Source organism: Nocardia amikacinitolerans NBRC 108937, from assembly GCF_001612615.1.
GTDB classification, from domain to species: Bacteria; Actinomycetota; Actinomycetes; order Mycobacteriales; family Mycobacteriaceae; genus Nocardia; species Nocardia amikacinitolerans.
In genome coordinates this window covers 204,109-222,788 of sequence record NZ_BDAU01000030.1, presented here as the reverse complement: position 1 = coordinate 222,788, position 18,680 = coordinate 204,109, and the positions used below count along the sequence as shown (strand labels likewise).

Annotated in this window: 17 protein-coding genes; 15 read left to right on the top strand and 2 right to left on the bottom strand. The window is 69.9% G+C overall.

The window, feature by feature from the left end; genetic code table 11:
- Nucleotides 1-110: 110 nt before the first annotated feature.
- Nucleotides 111-917 carry an LLM class flavin-dependent oxidoreductase gene (locus NAM01S_RS22440; RefSeq protein ID WP_067788249.1) on the bottom strand — a complete coding sequence of 269 codons (807 nt, stop codon included), beginning with the start codon at nucleotides 915-917 and terminating at the stop codon, nucleotides 111-113.
- A gap of 331 nt (nucleotides 918-1,248) precedes the next feature.
- Here NAM01S_RS22440 and steA point away from each other — a divergent pair, with 331 nt between their 5' ends.
- The 12 genes from steA (at nucleotide 1,249) to NAM01S_RS36190 (ending at nucleotide 15,667) form a co-directional block, all read left to right on the top strand.
- Nucleotides 1,249-2,475 carry a putative cytokinetic ring protein SteA gene (gene steA / locus NAM01S_RS22435; protein ID WP_067788247.1) on the top strand — a complete coding sequence of 409 codons (1,227 nt, stop codon included), beginning with the start codon at nucleotides 1,249-1,251 and terminating at the stop codon, nucleotides 2,473-2,475.
- Nucleotides 2,475-3,419, top strand: a complete 945-nt coding sequence (locus NAM01S_RS22430) for a copper transporter (protein ID WP_067788245.1) — start codon at nucleotides 2,475-2,477, stop codon at nucleotides 3,417-3,419. The genes steA and NAM01S_RS22430 overlap by 1 nt, the downstream gene beginning before the upstream one ends.
- Nucleotides 3,420-3,576: 157 nt before the next feature.
- Complete coding sequence (pyrG, locus tag NAM01S_RS22425; RefSeq protein ID WP_067788241.1) at nucleotides 3,577-5,289, top strand: CTP synthase; 1,713 nt, start codon at nucleotides 3,577-3,579, stop codon at nucleotides 5,287-5,289.
- Between the two features lie 7 nt (nucleotides 5,290-5,296).
- Nucleotides 5,297-5,956, top strand: coding sequence for an NUDIX domain-containing protein (locus tag NAM01S_RS22420; RefSeq protein WP_067788240.1), 660 nt, complete (start codon nucleotides 5,297-5,299; stop codon nucleotides 5,954-5,956).
- Nucleotides 5,957-5,968: 12 nt separating this feature from the next.
- On the top strand, nucleotides 5,969-6,910 hold the full coding sequence (xerD, locus tag NAM01S_RS22415; RefSeq protein ID WP_067788238.1) for a site-specific tyrosine recombinase XerD: 942 nt from the start codon (nucleotides 5,969-5,971) through the stop codon (nucleotides 6,908-6,910).
- 309 nt (nucleotides 6,911-7,219) lie between these two features.
- Complete coding sequence (locus NAM01S_RS22410) at nucleotides 7,220-8,164, top strand: ParA family protein (RefSeq protein WP_084483178.1); 945 nt, start codon at nucleotides 7,220-7,222, stop codon at nucleotides 8,162-8,164.
- A 197-nt stretch (nucleotides 8,165-8,361) separates the two neighbouring features.
- Nucleotides 8,362-9,312, top strand: a complete 951-nt coding sequence (locus NAM01S_RS22405) for a segregation and condensation protein A (protein WP_067788341.1) — start codon at nucleotides 8,362-8,364, stop codon at nucleotides 9,310-9,312.
- A gap of 56 nt (nucleotides 9,313-9,368) precedes the next feature.
- A complete protein-coding gene (gene scpB, locus NAM01S_RS22400; protein ID WP_301318106.1) occupies nucleotides 9,369-10,178 on the top strand; it encodes an SMC-Scp complex subunit ScpB in 810 nt (269 codons plus the stop codon).
- An 8-nt stretch (nucleotides 10,179-10,186) separates the two neighbouring features.
- The gene (locus tag NAM01S_RS35795; RefSeq protein ID WP_169810883.1) at nucleotides 10,187-11,473 is read left to right on the top strand and encodes a pseudouridine synthase; all 1,287 of its coding nucleotides are present in this window, start codon (nucleotides 10,187-10,189) and stop codon (nucleotides 11,471-11,473) included.
- A 65-nt stretch (nucleotides 11,474-11,538) separates the two neighbouring features.
- Nucleotides 11,539-12,210 carry a (d)CMP kinase gene (gene cmk / locus NAM01S_RS22390; RefSeq protein ID WP_067788335.1) on the top strand — a complete coding sequence of 224 codons (672 nt, stop codon included), beginning with the start codon at nucleotides 11,539-11,541 and terminating at the stop codon, nucleotides 12,208-12,210.
- Complete coding sequence (gene der / locus NAM01S_RS22385; RefSeq protein WP_067788237.1) at nucleotides 12,207-13,622, top strand: ribosome biogenesis GTPase Der; 1,416 nt, start codon at nucleotides 12,207-12,209, stop codon at nucleotides 13,620-13,622. Before cmk ends, der begins: the two co-directional genes overlap by 4 nt.
- A gap of 803 nt (nucleotides 13,623-14,425) precedes the next feature.
- Nucleotides 14,426-15,667 (top strand): helix-turn-helix domain-containing protein, encoded by a 1,242-nt coding sequence (locus NAM01S_RS36190; protein ID WP_218018433.1) that lies wholly within the window; start codon nucleotides 14,426-14,428, stop codon nucleotides 15,665-15,667.
- A 154-nt stretch (nucleotides 15,668-15,821) separates the two neighbouring features.
- On the opposite strand, the gene NAM01S_RS22375 is transcribed toward NAM01S_RS36190, so the two are convergent.
- Nucleotides 15,822-16,703, bottom strand: coding sequence for a YobF C-terminal domain-containing protein (locus NAM01S_RS22375; protein ID WP_067788231.1), 882 nt, complete (start codon nucleotides 16,701-16,703; stop codon nucleotides 15,822-15,824).
- 129 nt (nucleotides 16,704-16,832) lie between these two features.
- Here NAM01S_RS22375 and NAM01S_RS22370 point away from each other — a divergent pair, with 129 nt between their 5' ends.
- The 3 genes from NAM01S_RS22370 to NAM01S_RS22360 all read left to right on the top strand — a co-directional run bounded on the left by NAM01S_RS22370 (nucleotide 16,833) and on the right by NAM01S_RS22360 (nucleotide 18,616).
- On the top strand, nucleotides 16,833-17,183 hold the full coding sequence (locus tag NAM01S_RS22370) for a DUF3703 domain-containing protein (protein WP_067788333.1): 351 nt from the start codon (nucleotides 16,833-16,835) through the stop codon (nucleotides 17,181-17,183).
- A 79-nt stretch (nucleotides 17,184-17,262) separates the two neighbouring features.
- Entirely contained in the window at nucleotides 17,263-17,808 is a 546-nt protein-coding gene (locus NAM01S_RS22365) for a carboxymuconolactone decarboxylase family protein (protein WP_067788229.1), read from the top strand.
- A gap of 49 nt (nucleotides 17,809-17,857) precedes the next feature.
- The gene (locus NAM01S_RS22360; protein ID WP_067788227.1) at nucleotides 17,858-18,616 is read left to right on the top strand and encodes an acyl-[acyl-carrier-protein] thioesterase; all 759 of its coding nucleotides are present in this window, start codon (nucleotides 17,858-17,860) and stop codon (nucleotides 18,614-18,616) included.
- Nucleotides 18,617-18,680: the final 64 nt, after the last annotated feature.

Sequence of the window (18,680 nt, the reverse complement as noted above, 5' to 3'; positions counted from 1 at the left end):
CGCCTCGACCTCAGTCGTTGGCGATGCAGGCGTCGATCTCGAAACGGTAGCCGCCCAGGCGCGTCGGGCTCAGCCGGGCCGCGGAGTGCTCACGGGCCGATTTCGGAGGTTCACAGTGTCTGCTGGAGTTCGGCGGCGAACTCGTAACTCGCCTCCCACCCCGTGGGCGAAGGCGCGAGGATCACCCGTTCGGCGCCTGCGGTGGCGTATTCGGCCAGTTGGTCGGCGGCTTGCGCGGTGGCGGTGGGCAGCGGCGGGGCGACCACTGTGATCGTCGGCGCGCGGCGGCCGAATCCTTCGGCGAGCGTGGATAATTCGCGCGCGCTCGCGGAGATCTGGGCGGGACTCGCGCCGATCGTGATCCAGCCGTCGGCGTATTCGGCCGCCCGCCGTCGGGCGCGTGGACCGTCGCCCGCGACCAGGACGGGTGGCATCGTCGCGACGGGGGCGAGGGCGAGCTCCGTTCCGTCGGTGAGCGTTACCCGTTTCCCGGCGACCAGGTCGGGGAGGAGGCGCAGCGCCTCGTCGGTGCGTCGGCCTCGGTCGGCGAAGGACGCGCCCGCCGCGCGCCAACCGACGTCGCCGTGTGCCGGATTGCCGGTGCCGACGCCGAGCAACAGGCGGTTCTCCGACACGTACTGCAACGCGCCGACCTGCCTGGCCGCCCAGGTGACCGGGCGCATGGCCAGCAGCAGCACCCCGTAGCCGACGCGCACGCGGTGGGTCGCCGCGGCCGCCGTGGCGAGCACCACCGTGCTGTCCAGAATCGGGCCGCTGGCCACCAAATGATCGGCGGCCCATACCGATTCGAGACCCGCCGCTTCGGCCGATCGCGCGGCCGCGCGGACGTCGCCGAGGATCGGGTGTTCGGGATCGGGGGACGAGGTGGGCAGGATGACGCCGAGCTGCAAAGTCATGCCGGCGACGTTACGAGCGGCGCCGCACGTGGCCAATGTCGCGAAAGCTCATCCTCATGTCAGCGACACTCACCGCCGAAGGCGCTGCGCCGCCGACCCTTTCGAGGCCGCATCGGGCGGCGTCGGTGAGTTGGGTGAGCAGACACAGCAGCGGCCGTCGCGGCGCGCGAACACATCGGTGGCCCACGTCGACGCGCTGCCCGTCTGGAGCGTGAAGACAACGGTCCGGTCGGTTCGATTATGGGACTGGCTTGTATCACTGTGACGAATGGGGCGCGTGGTTCCGGCGCGCCTCCACCAGTGGTTGAGGGTTTGCGGCCATCATCGGGCCATGAGGATGCTGGCGTTGTTGTCGAAGAACACCGAAACGCTGCCCGGTCTGACCGGGACGGCCCGGGTGGATCGCAACACCCGGCGCCTGCTGCGGCGGGTCGGTCCCGGCGATGTCGTCGTACTCGACGAGATGGACCTGGATCGGATCACCGCCGATCGGCTGGTGCAAGCGGGGGTGGCCGCGGTGATCAACACCTCACCCTCGATCTCCGGCCGCTATCCCAACCTCGGTCCGGAAGTGTTGGTGGCCAACGGCATTCCGCTGCTGGACACCGTCAGCTCCGACGCCTTCACCAAGATCAAGGACGGCAGCCGGGTCCGCATCGACGGTGGCGTCGTCTACGCGGACAAGCTGACCAAGAAGGAGCCGGAGGTCCTGGTCGAGGCCATCGAGCTCACCGAGGCCGCGGTCGCGGAGCGGATGATCGAGGCGCGCAACGGCCTGGCCGATCACCTCGAGGCCTTCGCGGGCAACACCATCGAGTTCGTCCGCACCGAGAGCGCGCTGCTCATCGACGGCATCGGGGTTCCGGAGCTGGATCTCGACATGAAGCGCAGACACGTGGTCGTGGTGGCCGACGGCCCCGACCACGTCGACGACCTGAAGCGGCTCAAGCCGTTCGTCAAGGAGTACGCGCCGATCATGGTCGGCGTCGGCCGCGGCGCGGACACCCTGATGAAGCAGGGATACAAGCCCGATCTGATCGTCGGCGATCCGGAGGAGATCACCTCGGCGACCATGAAGTGCGGCGCGGAGGTCATCCTGCCCGCCGACACCGACGGCCACGCCAAGGGTCTGGAACGCATCCAGGATCTGGGCATCGGCGCGACCACCTTCCCGTCCTCCGGCTCGCCCGCCGACCTCGCCCTGCTGCTGGCCCATCACCACGGCGCCGCGCTGATCGTGACCGTCGGCGCGGCGGCCTCGCTGGACGACTTCTTCGACCGCGGCCGCCGCGACAGCAACCCGGCCACCTTCCTGACCAGACTCAAGCTCGGCACCAAGCTGATGGACGCCAAGGCCGTCGCCACCCTGTACCGCAACCGGGTGTCGGGCGTGGCGATCGCGATGGTGGTGCTTGCCGCGCTGATCGCGGTCATCGTGGTGCTGCTCGCCTCCAACTCCGGCGGCGAACTGCTCGACTGGGGCGTGGCCACCTGGAACCGCCTCACGATCCGAGCCGAGGGCCTCCTACAAGACTTGTCGAACACTCAGGGGCGGTAATGATCTCACTGCGCCAGCACGCGACATCCCTCGTGGCCGTCTTCCTCGCACTCGCCATCGGCGTGGTGCTCGGCTCGCAGACGCTCGCCGCCGACCTGCTGTCCGGACTGCGCGCGGACAAGACCGAGCTGCGTCAGCAGGTCGACGCGCTCGGCGCACAGAACCGCCATCTCACCGACCAGCTCGACGCCGCCGACCGGTTCATCGCGGGCTCCGCCGACCGCATTCTCGGCGGCGCGCTCGGTGGTCGCTCGGTCGTGGTCTTCACCACTCCGGACGCGGACGCCGCCGACGTCGAGGCGGTGTCGAAGGGCATGCAGACCGCGGGCGCGACCGTGGCAGGCCGGATCGCGCTGACCGACGCGTTCACCGACGCGACCGAGGGCGACCGGCTGCGCACCGCGATCACCAACGTCATCCCGGCGGGCGCGCAGCTGCGCACCGGCGGCGTCGATCAGGGCAGCATGGCGGGCGATCTGCTCGGTCTGGTGCTGCTGCTCGATCCGGCCAACGCGCAACCGCGCAGCACCCCGCAGGAGCTGAGCCTGGTGCTGGAGACCCTGCGCGGCGGCGGCTTCCTCGCCTACGGCGACACCCCGGTGCAGCCCGCGCAGCTCGCGGTGGTGGTGACCGGCAACGGCGCGAAAGCCGAGGAGAACAGCCAAGGTTCGAATCTGGCCCGGTTCGCGGGCGGACTGCGCGGGCGCGGCGCGGGCGTCGTGCTCGCGGGCCGTTCCGGCGCGGCCGAGGGCGCGGGCCCGATCGCGTCCGCCAGGTCCGACGCGACACTGGCCACCACCCTGACCACCGTCGACAATCTGGATCGGGAGATCGGCAGGGTCACCGCCGTGCTCGGGCTCACCGAGCAGCTCAACGGCGGCGCGGGGCGATACGGCACCGGTGCGAAGGCGACCTCGCTCACCCTCGCCGCGCTGCCGCGCTGAGCCCGCGGACCGCCGCTATCCCTCGGTACGTGCGGCCGACGCCGGGCGATCCCGCTCATAGTCGAAGACCCGGCGCTCTGACCGACTTCTGGCGATCGGTCAGCAAACGTGCGTGGCGTTCGTTTCACCGGGCCTGGACGTGTTACCGTGAAGACCCGTGGGTCAAACACGGATTCAGACGCGAACCGCTACCAAACACATCTTCGTCAGCGGTGGTGTCGCCTCCTCATTGGGTAAAGGCCTTACCGCTTCCAGCCTCGGTCAGCTGCTGACGGCGCGCGGTCTGCGCGTCACCATGCAGAAACTCGACCCCTATCTGAACGTCGATCCGGGCACCATGAATCCGTTCCAGCACGGAGAGGTGTTCGTGACGGAGGACGGCGCCGAGACCGATCTCGACGTCGGCCACTACGAGCGGTTCCTCGACCGGGACCTGTCCCGCGACGCGAATGTGACCACGGGGCAAATCTATTCGTCGGTCATCGCCAAGGAGCGCCGCGGCGAGTACCTGGGCGACACGGTGCAGGTGATCCCGCACATCACCGACGAGATCAAGAGCCGCATCCTCGCGATGAGCGGACCCGATCTGCAGGGGCAGACCCCTGACGTGGTGATCACCGAGATCGGCGGCACCGTCGGCGACATCGAGTCGCAGCCGTTCCTCGAGGCCGCCCGGCAGATCCGCCACGACGTGGGTCGCGACAACGTCTTCTTCCTGCACGTCTCGCTGGTGCCGTACCTGGCGCCCTCTGGTGAGCTGAAGACCAAGCCGACCCAGCACTCGGTGGCCGCGCTGCGCAACATCGGTATCCAGCCCGACGCGCTGATCCTGCGCTGCGACCGCGAGGTGCCGCAGGCGCTCAAGAGCAAGATCGCGCTCATGTGCGACGTCGACGTGGACGCCTGCATCTCCACCCCCGACGCGCCCTCCATCTACGACATCCCGAAGGTGCTGCACCGCGAGGGCCTTGACGCGTACGTGGTGCGCAGGCTCGGTCTGCCGTTCCGCGACGTGGACTGGACCGTGTGGGGCGACCTGCTCGATCGCGTGCACTCGCCGCGCGAGGAGGTCGAGGTCGCGCTGGTCGGCAAGTACGTCGACCTGCCCGACGCCTACCTGTCGGTGACCGAGGCACTGCGCGCCGGCGGATTCGCCTCGCGCGCCAAGGTGAAGATCCGCTGGGTGCCGTCCGACGAATGCGAGACCGAGTCCGGCGCGGCGGCCGCGCTGCGTGACGTGGACGCGGTGCTGATCCCCGGCGGCTTCGGTATCCGCGGTATCGAGGGCAAGGTCGGCGCCATCCGCTTTGCCAAGTCCAGGAAGATCCCGCTGCTCGGGCTGTGCCTCGGGCTGCAGTGCGTGGTGATCGAGGCGGCCCGCTCGGTCGGCCTGACCGAGGCCAACTCCGCCGAGTTCGAGCCCGACACCCCGCATCCGGTCATCTCCACCATGGCCGACCAGGAGCAGGCCGTCGCGGGCGAGGCCGATCTCGGCGGCACCATGCGCCTCGGCGCGTACCCGGCCACCCTGACCAAGGGTTCGGTCGTCGCGCAGGCCTACGGCGCCGAGCACGTGTCCGAGCGGCACCGGCACCGCTACGAGGTGAACAACGCCTACCGCGACAAGGTCGCCTCCAGCGGTCTGAAGTTCAGCGGCACCTCGCCCGACGGACACCTGGTCGAGTTCGTCGAGCTGCCCGCCGACGTGCACCCGTTCTTCGTCGCGACCCAGGCGCACCCGGAGCTCAAGAGCCGCCCGACCCGCCCGCACCCGTTGTTCGCGGCGCTCATCGCGGCGGCGCTGAAATACAAGCTGGCCGAACGACTTCCGGTGGACATCCCCGGCGAGGAACTGGCGAACGCGGAATAGGCATCGAATGAGCGACAGAGGGGGAGATGTGCCGGGCCGTCACGATTTCGAGACCGTCGCGAGCAAGACGCTGTACACCGGGGCGATCCTGGCGCTGCGCCAGGATCGGGTGGCGATGCCAGGCGGGCACGTGGTCGAACGCGAGGTCGTCGAGCACCACGCCGCCGTCGCGGTGGCCGCGATCGATGACGACGACAACATCGTGCTGATCCGCCAGTACCGGCACCCGCTCGGCGCCCGGCTGCTCGAGCTGCCCGCGGGACTGCTCGACATTCCCGGCGAGGATCCGCTCGAAGCCGCCAAGCGCGAGCTCGCCGAGGAGACCGGGCTCGCCGCGCGGGAGTGGGCGGTGCTCGTCGACGTGGCGCTCTCGCCGGGCTTCACCGACGAGGCGCTGCGGGTCTACCTGGCAAGCGGGCTGTACGACACCGAGCGGCCGGACCCGGAGTTCGAAGAGGCGGACCTGGAATTGGTCCGCATGCCGGTCACCGAGGCGGTGCGCGCGGCGCTGGCCGGGGAGATCACCAACGCCACCGCGGTGGCAGGCGTGCTCGCCCTCGTCGCGGCGCGATCCGGCGACACGCCGCTGCGACCCGCCGATGCGCCGTGGCCGGGGCAACCCACCGCGCTGCTGCGGCGTAAAGCGGCGCCACCGCAGGAAACCTGACAGTATTCCAGGGTGGTTGCGCGCGAGATCGACTCCTACCTCGACCATCTCGCGGTCGAGCGCGGAGCCGCGCGCAACACCCTCGGCGCCTATCGCCGCGATCTCGAGCGCTATCGCGATTTCCTGATCGGGCGCGGTGTCACGGAATTGGATCGGGTGGCGGAATCCGATGTCGCCGACTTCACCGTCGCCCTGCGCTCGGGCGGTGAACAGCATCCGCCGCTGGCCGCGAGTTCGGTGGCGCGCGCGTTGATCGCGGTGCGCGGACTGCACCGCTTCGCCGCGGCCGAGGGCCTCACCAGGACCGACGTCGCGCACGCGGTGAAGCCGCCCGCGCCGGGCAGGCGGCTGCCCAAAGCGCTGCCCTACGACAAGGTGCTGCGTCTGCTGGAGGCGGCGGGCGGCGCCATCGCGGACGAGAACGCGGTCGACGGCGGACCGCGCGGGTTGCGCGACCGCGCCCTGCTGGAACTGCTCTACTCCACGGGCGCGCGCATCTCCGAGATGGTCGGCCTCGACGTCGACGATCTCGACACCGAGGACCGCGCTGTCGTCCTGCGCGGCAAGGGCGGCAAACAACGCATGGTGCCGATCGGCCGACCCGCGCTGTCCGCGGTGGAGGCCTATCTGGTGCGCGGGCGTCCGACGCTGGCCGCCGCGGGCAAGAACGCCGCGGGCGCGTTGTTCCTGAACGCGCGCGGCGGGCGGCTGTCGCGTCAGAGTGCTTGGCAAGTCCTGCAAACCGCCGCCGAACGCGCGGGAATCGGCGCGGCCGTCTCGCCGCACACCTTGCGGCACTCGTTCGCGACGCACCTGCTCGACGGCGGCGCCGACGTGCGCGTGGTGCAGGAACTGCTCGGCCACGCCTCGGTCACCACCACCCAGATCTACACGCTGGTCACCGTGAACACGCTGCGCGAGGTGTGGGCGACCGCCCATCCGCGCGCCCGCTGAGCCGCGCGCATCGGCGTCGATCGCTCGTCGCCGACCCGGACAGCGGGTATCGTCCGAAATCGAAGTGCTTCCGGCAGCTCGGTCGCGACACGTGCGGCGAGTCGGGGTGGGAGAGCATCGCGACAGCAACGCGGGTGTCGCGTGTCCGAGCGCGGGTCTCGCGCGGTCAAGCGGTAGCGTCTACCGAGAGCTGGACCGTACGAAAGCGAGGTCGGGCCTGATCGGCCTCGCTAGGCTCGGCGAGGCAACGGGCAGGGAACGTCTAAGGAGCAGCGGATCGTGACGACAGCCGGCGCGGCGGAGCCGCCGATGGGTGCTGGGGCGCAGCCGCTTACGGGGCCCCGGTCGGACGGGTACTCGGACGCCGCGGCGGAAACGCTGTGGGGCAGCGGAGCCGAGCCCGTTCCGGACAGCCCGGAACTGGGACCGACCGGACGCCCACTGCGCCTGGTGCCCGACCCGCCGCCGGTCGCCCGGCACGGCGAGGCGCTCATCGTGGCCATGTGCAACCAGAAGGGCGGGGTCGGCAAGACGACCTCCACCATCAATCTCGGCGCGGCACTTGCCGAGTACGGCCGCCGCGTGCTGCTGGTCGATCTGGATCCGCAGGGCGCGCTCTCGGCCGGACTCGGTGTGGCCCACCACGATCTCGACCTCACGGTGCACAACCTGCTCGTCGGCAGCCGCACCTCCATCGACGACGTGCTGATGCGGACCAAGGTCGAGAACATGGACCTGCTGCCGAGCAACATCGATCTGTCGGCCGCGGAGATCCAGCTCGTCAACGAGGTCGGCAGGGAACAAACCCTCGGCCGCGCACTGGAACCCGTGCGCGACCGCTACGACTACATCCTCATCGACTGCCAGCCCTCGCTCGGCCTGCTCACCGTCAACGCGCTGGCCTGCTCCGACGGCGTCATCATTCCGATGGAGTGCGAGTACTTCTCGCTGCGCGGGCTCGCGCTGCTCAACGACACCGTGGAGAAGGTGCGCGACCGGCTGAACCCGCGGCTGAGCCTGTACGGCATCGTGGTCACCATGTTCGATGCCCGCCTACTACATTCGCGCCAGGTGATGGCGCGCGTCGTCGAGGTCTTCGGCGATCTGGTCTACGACACGGCCATCGCGCGCACCGTCCGTTTCCCGGACGCCAGCGTGGCCGGTGAACCCATTACCACGTGGGCGCCGAAATCCGGTGGTGCCGAAGCATATCGGTCGATGGCGCGGGAAGTCATCCACCGGTCCGGCCGGTGAGCGACGCAACCGACCCCGCACGACAGAGGACGACCACGCAGACGATCGGCCCGCACGTTGTCGAAGCGCGGGGCGATTCGAGTGAGCCGCGAGCGATCGCGGAATCGGGCGATGCGGTGACCTCGGGCGATGCCGCGGCGCCCCGCGATTCGGCGACGTCCGGCGATCCGGCGGCACCGGGCGAGCCTGGTGGTGCGGTGAACTCGGGCGATGTCGCGGAGCCGCGCGATCCGACGACGCATGGCGATTCGACGACTCCGCGCGAGGGCGCGACGCAGGACGATGCGGCGGCGCCGGGCGATGCCGAACCCAGCGAGCAGACCGAAACCGGATTCCGCCTCAAGCTCAGCAATTTCGAGGGGCCGTTCGATCTGCTGCTCACCCTGATCAGCTCGCGCAAGCTGGACGTCACCGAGGTGGCGTTGCATCAGGTCACCGACGAGTTCATCGCCTACACCAAGGCGTTGACCGCGAGCATGAACGAGCAGAGCGGGCTGCGCGCGGACAAGATCCTCGATCAGACCACCGAATTCCTGGTCGTCGCCGCGACCCTGCTCGACCTGAAGGCCGCGCGGCTGCTGCCCTCCGGTGAAGTCACCGACGCCGAGGATCTCGAGCTGCTGGAGGCGCGCGACCTGCTGTTCGCCCGGCTGCTCCAGTATCGGGCGTTCAAGCAGGTCGCCGAGTTGCTCGGCGAGCTGGAGGCGGTCGCGCTGCGGCGCTATCCGCGCTCGGTCGGCTTGGAGGAACGGTTCGCCGGTCTGCTGCCCGAGGTTACGCTGGGAGTCGACGCGGCCGGATTCGCCGATATCGCCGCCGCGGCGTTCCGTCCGCGCCCGACGCCGAAGGTCGGGCTGGACCACCTGCACGCGCACGCGATCTCGGTCGCCGAGCAGGCCGCGCTGGTGCTGGAACGACTGAAGACGCGCGGCGCGGGCGGGTGGACGACGTTCGCCGAGCTGGTCGCCGACTGTGAGGTGCCGGTGCAGATCGTGGCGCGCTTCCTCGCGCTGCTCGAGCTGTACCGGGGCAAGACCATCGAGTTCGACCAGCCCGATCCGCTCGGCCCGCTCGCGATCAGCTGGATCGGCGACCCAGAGGACGGAGCACCGGCGCAGGCCGTGACGATCGAGGAGGACTACGGGTGACGGACTCGACCATCGACACCACGGCCGCCAACATTGCGGCCGACGAAGCCGCCGCCATGGACGGCGATTTGGCCGTTGCCGACACCGAGGACACCGCAGCACCGAGTTTCCAGGCGAGCGCGGCGGATGCCGAGGACACCGGAGCGCCCGGGGCGGCGGATGCGGTGGTGCGAGTACCGGACGTGGCGGAAAACACGTCGGGCGCCGCTCGCGCGGAAGCAGTGGCGGGGTTCACCCCCGAGACCCTCGACGACGCCGAATTCCGCTCCGCGCTCGAGGCGATGCTGCTCGTCGTCGACGCTCCCGCCCCGGTAGAACAGCTGGCCGCGGCCCTGGACGACACCACCGAACGGGTGGAGGCGGTCTTGCGCGCGATGTCGGCGGAGCTGACCGCGCGCGGCAGCGGCATCGATCTGCGTTTCGTCGGCGACGGGTGGCGCTTCTATACTCGCAGCGAGTACGCACCGTATGTGGAGCGCGTACTGCTCGACGGCGCCAGGACCAAATTGACGCGGGCGGCGTTGGAGACATTGGCGGTGGTGGCCTACCGCCAACCGGTGACCAGGACCAGGGTGAGCGCCGTTCGCGGCGTGAACGTCGACGGCGTGATGCGCACGCTGCTCGCCCGCGGGCTGATCGCCGAGGCCGGGGTCGACCCGGAGACGAACGGCACGCAGTACTGCACGACCGAACTGTTCCTGGAACGGATCGGACTTGCCTCGCTGTCCGACCTGCCACCGCTGGCGCCCCTGCTCCCGGGCGTCGACCTGATCGATGAGATCAACGAGAGCCTGGAAACGGACCCCCGTTACACCAGGCTGAAGAAACCCGCCGAGGCCGACCTGGATCTCGGCACCGAGGATTGACAGGACAGATGAATACTTCCGCTCGCCGAGATGGCACACCGGATCGTAGGAAGACAAGCGGCCAGCCCGCCAGGGGCGGCGCGAGCCGCAACGTAGGCGCTCGCGGCGCGAGGGCCGCCCAGCGGGGAGGCACCTCCCGCGCGGCCACGCCGTGGGGGTCGGACGAGAGCGGCGGTGCGCGCCGCGGCACCGGCGGTTCGAGCAGGGGCGGTGAATTCCAGCGGGGCTCGGGCCAGGGCGGTTCGGGCCAGCGTAATTCGCCCCAGCGCGGCGGTTCGGCTCAGCGTGGTTCCGCGCAAGGGGGTTCGGCCCAGCGTGGTTCCGCCCAGGGCGGTTCGGCCCAGCGCGGCTTCGACCGCGGCGGCTCCGGCCATGGCGCTTCGGCGCAGCGGTCCTCGTGGGGTCAAACCGGGTCCAAGACTCCGGCCGCACGCAAGTCGAAGAATCCCAAGCCGCAGCGCCAGATCCCGGCGCAGCCGCTGCTGAGCAACGCCAAGCCGGCCCGCCGCCAGAACGTCGAGCCCGCGCACACCGAGGGCCCCGTCAAGCTGCCGTGGGGCGAGGGCGAGCGGTTGCAGAAGGTGCTCGCCAAGGCGGGCGTGGCTTCGCGGCGCGCGGCCGAGGAGATGATCGACCAGGGCCGCGTCGAGGTCGACGGCGCGATCGTGCGCGAGCAAGGCCTGCGCATCGACCCGCAGACGGCGGTGGTCCGGGTCGACGGAACCCGCGTCGTTGTCCGCGACGAACTCGTGCACGTCGCCCTGAACAAGCCCAAGGGCTGGCAGTCCACTATGTCCGACGATCTCGGCAGGCCGTGTGTCGGCGATATCGTCGCCGAGCGGATCGCGGCCGGACAGCGGCTGTTCCATGTCGGACGGCTGGACGCCGACACCGAGGGCCTGCTGCTGCTGACCAACGACGGCGACCTGGCGCACCGGCTCATGCACCCCTCCTTCGAGGTGTCCAAGACCTACCTCGCGACGGTCAACGGCGAGGTCAACAACAAGATCATCGGCAAGCGGCTGCGCGACGGCGTCGAGCTCGAGGACGGCCCGGCCAAGGTGGACCGCTTCCAGGTGCTCGAACTCGGCGAGGGACGCTCGCTGGTGAAGATCGTGTTGCACGAAGGGCGCAAGCACATCGTGCGCCGTCTGCTCGACGCGGTCGGCCATCCGGTGACCCGGCTGGTGCGCACCCATATCGGCCCGGTGGCGCTGGGCGATCAACGGCCGGGCACGCTGCGTGTCCTCGGTCGCGATGAAATCGGCAAACTCTACGAGGCGGTGTCGTTGTGAACGGTGTGGAGATTCCGGTCGAGGTTCCCGGCGCGCTGGCCGGGCAGGCTCCGCTGGTGGTCGCCATGGACGGGCCTTCGGGCACCGGTAAGTCCAGCGTCTCCCGGCGCCTCGCCACCCGGCTCGGCGCCCGCTACCTCGACACCGGCGCCATGTACCGGGTCGCCACCCTGCGGGTGCTGCGGACGGGCATCGAGCTCACCGACAGCGCGGCGATCGGCGCCGCGGTCAAGGAGCTGCCGTTGACGATCGGCACCGATCCCAGCCACGAGGTGATCGAGCTCGACGGCGAGGACGTTTCCGCCGAGATCCGCGGCGACGCCGTCACCAAGGCGGTCTCGGCGGTGTCCGCAGTGGCCGAGGTGCGCGAGCTGCTCGTCGCGTTGCAGCGCGAGATCACCGCGACGGCGCAGCGCATCGTCGTGGAGGGCCGCGACATCGGCACCGTCGTGCTGCCCGACGCGGACGCCAAGATCTATCTGACCGCCTCCGCGGAGGCGCGCGCCGAACGGCGCAACCAGCAGAACATCCGGGAAGGCCGCGGCGACGACTACGCGGCCGTGCTCGCCGACGTGCAGCGTCGCGACAACCTCGACTCCACCCGCAAGGTCTCCCCGCTGCGTCCCGCCGCGGACGCGGTGCTCGTGGACACCAGCGAGCTGAACATGGACGAGGTCATCGACGAGCTGTACCGCGTTGTCGCGCAGCAGATTTCGACAACGGGAGGGAATCGGTGACCGAGGACGTACTGGCCGGTGACGGCGTATGGAGCGACGAAACCGACTGGGAGATCGCCGATCTCGAGGGTGAGCAGGAGGGCGAGGAGCATCTCGCCATGCCGACGCTCGCGGTGGTCGGGCGTCCGAACGTGGGCAAGTCCACGCTGGTGAACCGGATCCTCGGCCGCCGCGAGGCGGTCGTCGAGGACATCCCCGGCGTCACCCGCGACCGCATTTCCTACGAGGCGAGCTGGGCCGGTCGGCGATTCCTGGTGCAGGACACCGGCGGCTGGGAGCCCGACGCCAAGGGTCTGCAACAGCATGTCGCGCGTCAGGCCGAGGTGGCCATGGCGACCGCCGACGCGATCCTCCTCGTGGTCGACGCGACCGTCGGCGCGACCGCGACCGACGAGGCCGCGGTGAAGAAGCTGCGCCGGTCGAAGATCCCGGTCATCCTGGTCGCCAACAAGGTCGACGACCAGCGCGTCGAGTCCGAGGCCGCGGCGCTGTGGTCGTTGGGGCTCGGTGAGCCGCGCATGGTCTCCGCCGCGCACGGCCGCGGCACCGGCGACCTGCTCGACGACGTGCTCGCCGTGCTGCCCGAGACGCCGCGCGAGGGTACCGGCGGCGCAGGACCGCGCCGCGTCGCACTGGTCGGCAAGCCCAACGTCGGCAAGTCCAGCCTGCTCAACAAGCTCTCCGACGAGGAGCGCTCGGTGGTGCACGATGTCGCGGGCACCACCGTCGACCCGGTCGACTCGCTCGTCGAACTGGGCGGCAAGATCTGGAAGTTCGTCGACACCGCGGGCCTGCGCAGGAAGGTCTCCAACGCCAGCGGCACCGAGTTCTACGCCTCGCTGCGCACCAAGTCGGCGCTGGAGGCCTCCGAGGTGGCGATCATGCTGATCGACGCCTCGCAGCCGATCACCGAGCAGGACCTGCGGGTGATCAGCCTGGTCGCCGACTCCGGACGGGCGCTGGTGCTCGCCTTCAACAAATGGGACCTGGTCGACGAGGACCGCCGCCTCCAGCTGGAGAAGGAAGTCGATCGCGAACTGGTGCGCGTGCCGTGGGCCCAGCGCGTCAACATCTCCGCGCACACCGGCCGCGCCGTGCAGAAGCTGGTGCCCGCCATGGAGACCGCGCTGGAATCCTGGGACAAGCGCATTCCCACCGGCCGGCTGAACACCTGGCTCAAGGAAGTCGTCGCCGCCACGCCGCCGCCGATGCGCGGCGGTCGGCTGCCGCGCATCCTCTTCGCGACGCAGGCCTCCACCCGGCCACCGACCTTCGTGCTGTTCACCACCGGCTTCCTGGAGGCGGGCTACCGTCGCTTCCTGGAACGCCGCCTGCGCGAGGAATTCGGTTTCGACGGGTCGCCGGTGCGGATCTCGGTGCGCGTGCGGGAGAAGCGCGAGCGGAGGAAGTAGGCGGAATGTCGCGGGCCCCGGGAGGACGTCGTCCACCCGGGGCCCGTGGCATAGGTGTCACGCCGGGCGCGTAGCCTGCTCGGCTTCTCTGCGAATGCCGCTCCGACGGCGCTCCTCGCGTGGACACTGAGCGTATGGGTCGCGCGGACGCCGAGTGTGTGCGGGTTGCGTGGGCGCCGAGCGTGCGGGTGTGGGCGCCGAGCGGGGTCGCTTGATCGCCGAGCGTGCGGGCTGCGTGACTGCCGAGCGTGCGGGTCGTGTGGGCGTTGAGTGTGCGGGTGTGGGCGCTGAGTGTGTGGGTCGCTTGATCGCTGAGCGTGTGGGTCGTGTGGGCGCCGAGTGTGCGGGTCGCTTGATCGCTGAGCGTGTGGGTCGTGTGGGCGCCGAGTGTGCGGGTCGCTTGATCGCTGAGTGTGCGGGTTGTGTGGCTGCCGAGTGTGCGGGTTGTGTGGCTGCCGAGTGTGCGAGTTGTGTGGCTGCCGAGTGTGCGGGTTGGGTGGGCGCTGAGCGTGCGGGTTGGGTGGGCGCCGACCGTACGGGTCGCGCGGACGCCGAGTGCGCAGGTGTGGGCGCCGAGCGGGGTCGCTTGATCGCCGAGTGTGCGGCTTGCGTGACTGCCGAGCGCACGGGTCGTGTGGGCGCTGAGTGTGCGGTTCGTGTGGGCGCCGTGTGTGCGGGTTGCGTGACTGCCGTGCGTGCGGGTCGTGTGGGCGCCGTGTGTGCGGGTTGCGTGACTGCCGAGCGTACGGGCCACTTGGACGTCGACCGTACGGATCGCGCCGTCGGTCCCGTACGGTCGGTGAGTGGACGCGGGTGACTCCGGGGAGATGGCGGATGGCGGTGATACACGGCGCTGGCGGGGCATCGCCGCGCTCAGCCCTGGGCGACTGGTGATCGTCGGCCGGATCGGCACCGCAGCCTTGCACGCGCACCACTCCGTGCAGATCATCGTCTCCGACGCGAACATGGTGCTCGCCGACGCCACGGGGCAGCAGGTGGTCTGCCGCGCGGCGGTAGTCCCGCCTGACGTCGCCCACGCGGTGATCCGCGGTGCGCCGCATGGAGCGGTGGTGCATCTGGATCCGGAGTCGGCACCGGGTGCGCGGTGGGCGGCTGTGGCGCGACCACGCGAGTCGGTGCGCGGATGGGCTCGCGCGGCAGTGGAATTGGGGTTGGACGCCGCCGCACCCTGGCTACGGCCGGAGCAGTGCTCAGGCGAACCCTGGCCCGCCGAATCAGATGCTGCCGAATGGTCGCTCGGCGAACCGGGTGCTGGTGAACGGTCACCCGGTCAGGCGGGTGCTGGTGCGGAGGTGTCGCCGCGGGGATCTGGTGAAGTGTCACCTGGCGAATCGGCTGCTGGGTCTTCGCGGTTTGGCGAGGTCGGGTCGGATGCGGTGCGGCATGTGGCGGGATGCTGGCCCAGCGAACCGGATGCGGGTGAACGGTCACCCGGTGAGTGCGGCGCTCGTGAGCTGTCGTCGGGTGAGGCGGGTACCGGTGAGCCGTCGTCGGGTGAGGCGGGTACCGGTGAGCCGTCGTCCGGTGAGGCGAGGATTGGTGAGTCGTCCTCCGGCGAGGCGGACGCTGGGGAACCGTCGCGGGTGCCGCTCACCGAGGAAGCGGCCGCCTTCGTCGGTTGGGTGCGGTCGGCGCTCGAGTCGGGGTCGGAGGCGGAGTGGTTGCGTGTCGGCGCGGGCGAGGGGGTGCGCCATCCGGCGGTGGCGAAGGTGCTGCGAATGTTGCCGGAGCGAATCGCCGAGGGACCGGTTCGGTTGGCCGACTTGGCTCGTGCCGTCCATCTGTCGGAAAGCCGTCTGGCGCATGTCTTCTCGGCCGAACTCGGCTTGCCGTTCCGCCCGTACCTGCGCTGGCTCCGTGTGCAGCGCGCCGTCGAACTGCTCGCCGCGGGCCACACACTCACCGAGGTCGCGCACGGAGCGGGCTTCGCCGACAGCGCACACCTGACCCGCGTCTGCCGCGCCATGTTCGGCGCTCCCCCTTCCCAATTCGGTGACCTGGACTGGCGAGGCGCACTCCACTGACAGTCTCCGTATCACGACGCGCATCGTCGCAATCCCGCTGAGCAGTGCGAAAGGTGGTGGGGTTTCGATGGCACATACCTTTCACACGCCTCACATAGCCATCGCCTATGTGAGGCGTGTGAAAGGTGTGTGGAAGGTGCCGCGCAAGCGGGGGTCAGCCGCTCAGCGCTGATCGGAGGTGTTCGTAGCCGGGGGCGAGGCGGCGGAGTTGTGTTGCGAGTTCGGTGTCGTTGCCGGTGATCAGCGGGTGCTGGAGTCCGCCGATGACGCGTGACTGTTCGGCCGCGATGTGTGCCGCCCGATGTCGGCCCACCCTGGACAGGCTCGTCGCGGCGTCGGCCAGGCGGCGCGCGCCCAGACGTATACCGAAGACTCCCAGCAGATCTCGCGCGTCGGGCGTGAGCCCCGCGTCGACCAACTCCGCGATTCGCTCCGTGGATTCCGGCGCGCCGGTCAGCCAGCGGACCGCTCTCGGCATGGCGGCCTCGAGTGCCTCGTCGACGGAAACCACACGCGCCCGCACGAATTCCGACCGCATGACGAAAGGCGCGTCGGCGTAGGCGATCTCGTCGGCTCGCCACGCCGCCGCGAGATCGGCGACGGGCAACGTCGCGTACGGGTGACCCTGAGGATCGTGCAGGACAACGACATCCGCCTCCATGACGAGCGCCACGACGTAGTGGTCCGCGCCGATGGCCACGCCTGAGCCGGGTCGATAACTCAGCAACCCCATGTCGAGCGGACCCAGCAGAACAGGGCCGTGGTCGAGCGCGACACGCAACCGGTCCACGGCCTCGGCGGCTGACCCGCCGTTGGTGCGCGCGCACCGCCATCCCAACAGATCGATCGCCGCGTCCAAGCCGATCTCCGGGTGCCAGCCGACCGGATCGAAGTACGGTCGTTCGCCCTCCACCTGCGCGCCGAACGGCGCTCCGGTCAGCGTTTCGATGACCCCGACCGGCGGTGCGTCCGCACCGAGCAGCATGGCGAGGGAGTTGCTGTAGCAGTAGGGACCGGAGCCGATGTAGGGGTGCATGGGCCCCAGCCAACGACCTGCCACAGTGGGAGAGTCAAGCAGCAGGTTTGTTCAAGACTCCGGCCCGGCGGATCGGCGACGCTCGATGACGAGACATTCCCGCCATCCCAGGAGGAAACCGTGGCTCCGATGCCGCCCACCGTCCGCACCGCCTTCGAGGACGAACTGCGTTCGGCAAGCGCCGCAACAGATCTCGACGACATGTGGCGCGCGTTGGAACGCGCGCACATTCTGTCCCAGCCGTGGCCGTGGCCGCACACCCGCTCGCACTGGCACATGCTGAAGCTGGCGCTGCGGTGCCGCGACAGGAAGGAGGCGCTGGGGCAGGTGGTCCGGCTGTCGGGCGCGGGTCTCGCCTCGTCGCTCGGCAGGGTGCCGATCGGCAATACCGGTCGCGCCACCGTCGGCATCTTCCAGCCCATGCCGATCCCGGCCGATCTGGCCGCGATCCTCGAGGCGGGCAAGAGCGCGCGCACGTAGCCGAATATCTACTACAGGCTGTCGTTTTGGGCGTAGGATGGCGGCAACAACTCGTCACGAGCTCAGGGGAGGCTGAACGATGCGAGCGGTAGAGCGTATTCGAAACCATGCGCGGGCGATGCGACGGGCCAAGCGTCATCGCATGGATCTGGTCGGCTGGCTGGCGCGCAGGCCGCAGCTGCTGGCGAGCACGGCGTTCTACGAGACGATGTCGATTTTCGCCAACCGCCTCGACCCACGTCTCAAAGACCTGGCCGAGCTGAAGACCGCGGGTCTGGTGAACTGCGAGTTCTGTCTCGACATCGGCTCGGCCATCGCGCAGACCAGCGGGCTCACCGAGCGGCAGATCACCGATCTGCCGCGCTACCGGACCAGCGACGCCTACACCGAACTGGAGAAACTGGTCATCGCCTACGCCGAGGCCGTCACCGCGACGCCCGCGATCGACCTGGACGAACTGCGCGAGCGACTGCTGAACCATCTCACCAAGGCGCAGCTCGCCGAGCTGGCCGCCGCCATCGCCTGGGAGAACCAGCGCGCCAGGCTCAACCAGGCGCTCGGTGTGCGGCCCACCGGCATGGCCGAGGGCATGGCGTGCGCGATTCCGGAGACCGGACTGGGCTGACCGGAGTGCCGGACGGGCCGATCGGCCTCCGCCTGGCATCATCCGACCCATGGTCATTCCCAGCTCGCTGCCGGAACGTCCGCCCATCGGGACCCCCTTTCGGACGGGGTGGCCGGTTCGTCTCGCCGATACCGACAGGCAACAGCGACTTCGCCTCGACGCCGTCGCCCGCTACCTGCAGGACATCGGCTTCGAACACCTCGACGCGGTGGAGGACGGCGACACCCACCGCGGGTGGGTGGTGCGCCGCACGGTGATCGACGTGCTGAAGCCGGTCGTGTGGGGCGAGCGGGTCACCCTGCACCGCTGGTGCTCGGCGCTGTCCAACCGCTGGTGCAACATGCGCGTGCAGATCTGCGGCAGCGCGGGCGGTCTGATCGAGACCGAGGCCTTCCTGATCCACTTCGGCATCGAGAGCGGCGTGCCGACCAGGATGAGCGACCGCTTCATGGCGCCGATGCTGGCCAGCACCACCGAGCATCGCCTGCGCTGGCGGGCCGCCCTCACTGAGCCGATGCCCGACGTGGCGGCGGCCGATGTGGAGGTGCTGCCCTTCCCGCTTCGGGTGGCCGACATCGACGTGCTCGATCACGTGAACAACGCCGTCTACCTCGGTGCGCTCGAGGAGCTGCTGGCCGGACACGGCGAGCTGATCTCGGCCGCGCACCGGGTGATCATCGAGTACGCCAAGCCGCTCGAGTCGCGCGACGAGGTTCGGGTGATCGGCCGTCGGGCAGGCGACACTTTGGACGCCTGGCTCGCCGTGGGCGACGAAGCGCGCGCGGTCGCTCGCGTCACCCCGCTCTGAGTGGTCCGGAGGGACGCGGCGGTTTCGGGCACCGTGGAACCTCGTGACCGAAATCCTTAGGTGA

Excerpts from the sequence above, each read along its gene's own strand:
- NAM01S_RS22440 (WP_067788249.1), bottom strand. The coding sequence starts at position 917 with ATGACTTTGCAGCTCGGCGTCATCCTGCCCACCTCGTCCCCCGATCCC.
- steA (WP_067788247.1), top strand. The coding sequence starts at position 1,249 with ATGAGGATGCTGGCGTTGTTGTCGAAGAACACCGAAACGCTGCCCGGT.
- NAM01S_RS22430 (WP_067788245.1), top strand. The coding sequence starts at position 2,475 with ATGATCTCACTGCGCCAGCACGCGACATCCCTCGTGGCCGTCTTCCTC.
- NAM01S_RS22420 (WP_067788240.1), top strand. The coding sequence starts at position 5,297 with ATGAGCGACAGAGGGGGAGATGTGCCGGGCCGTCACGATTTCGAGACC.
- NAM01S_RS22410 (WP_084483178.1), top strand. The coding sequence starts at position 7,220 with ATGGGTGCTGGGGCGCAGCCGCTTACGGGGCCCCGGTCGGACGGGTAC.
- scpB (WP_301318106.1), top strand. The coding sequence starts at position 9,369 with ATGGACGGCGATTTGGCCGTTGCCGACACCGAGGACACCGCAGCACCG.
- NAM01S_RS35795 (WP_169810883.1), top strand. The coding sequence starts at position 10,187 with ATGAATACTTCCGCTCGCCGAGATGGCACACCGGATCGTAGGAAGACA.
- cmk (WP_067788335.1), top strand. The coding sequence starts at position 11,539 with ATGGACGGGCCTTCGGGCACCGGTAAGTCCAGCGTCTCCCGGCGCCTC.
- NAM01S_RS22375 (WP_067788231.1), bottom strand. The coding sequence starts at position 16,703 with ATGCACCCCTACATCGGCTCCGGTCCCTACTGCTACAGCAACTCCCTC.
- NAM01S_RS22370 (WP_067788333.1), top strand. The coding sequence starts at position 16,833 with ATGCCGCCCACCGTCCGCACCGCCTTCGAGGACGAACTGCGTTCGGCA.
- NAM01S_RS22365 (WP_067788229.1), top strand. The coding sequence starts at position 17,263 with ATGCGAGCGGTAGAGCGTATTCGAAACCATGCGCGGGCGATGCGACGG.
- NAM01S_RS22360 (WP_067788227.1), top strand. The coding sequence starts at position 17,858 with ATGGTCATTCCCAGCTCGCTGCCGGAACGTCCGCCCATCGGGACCCCC.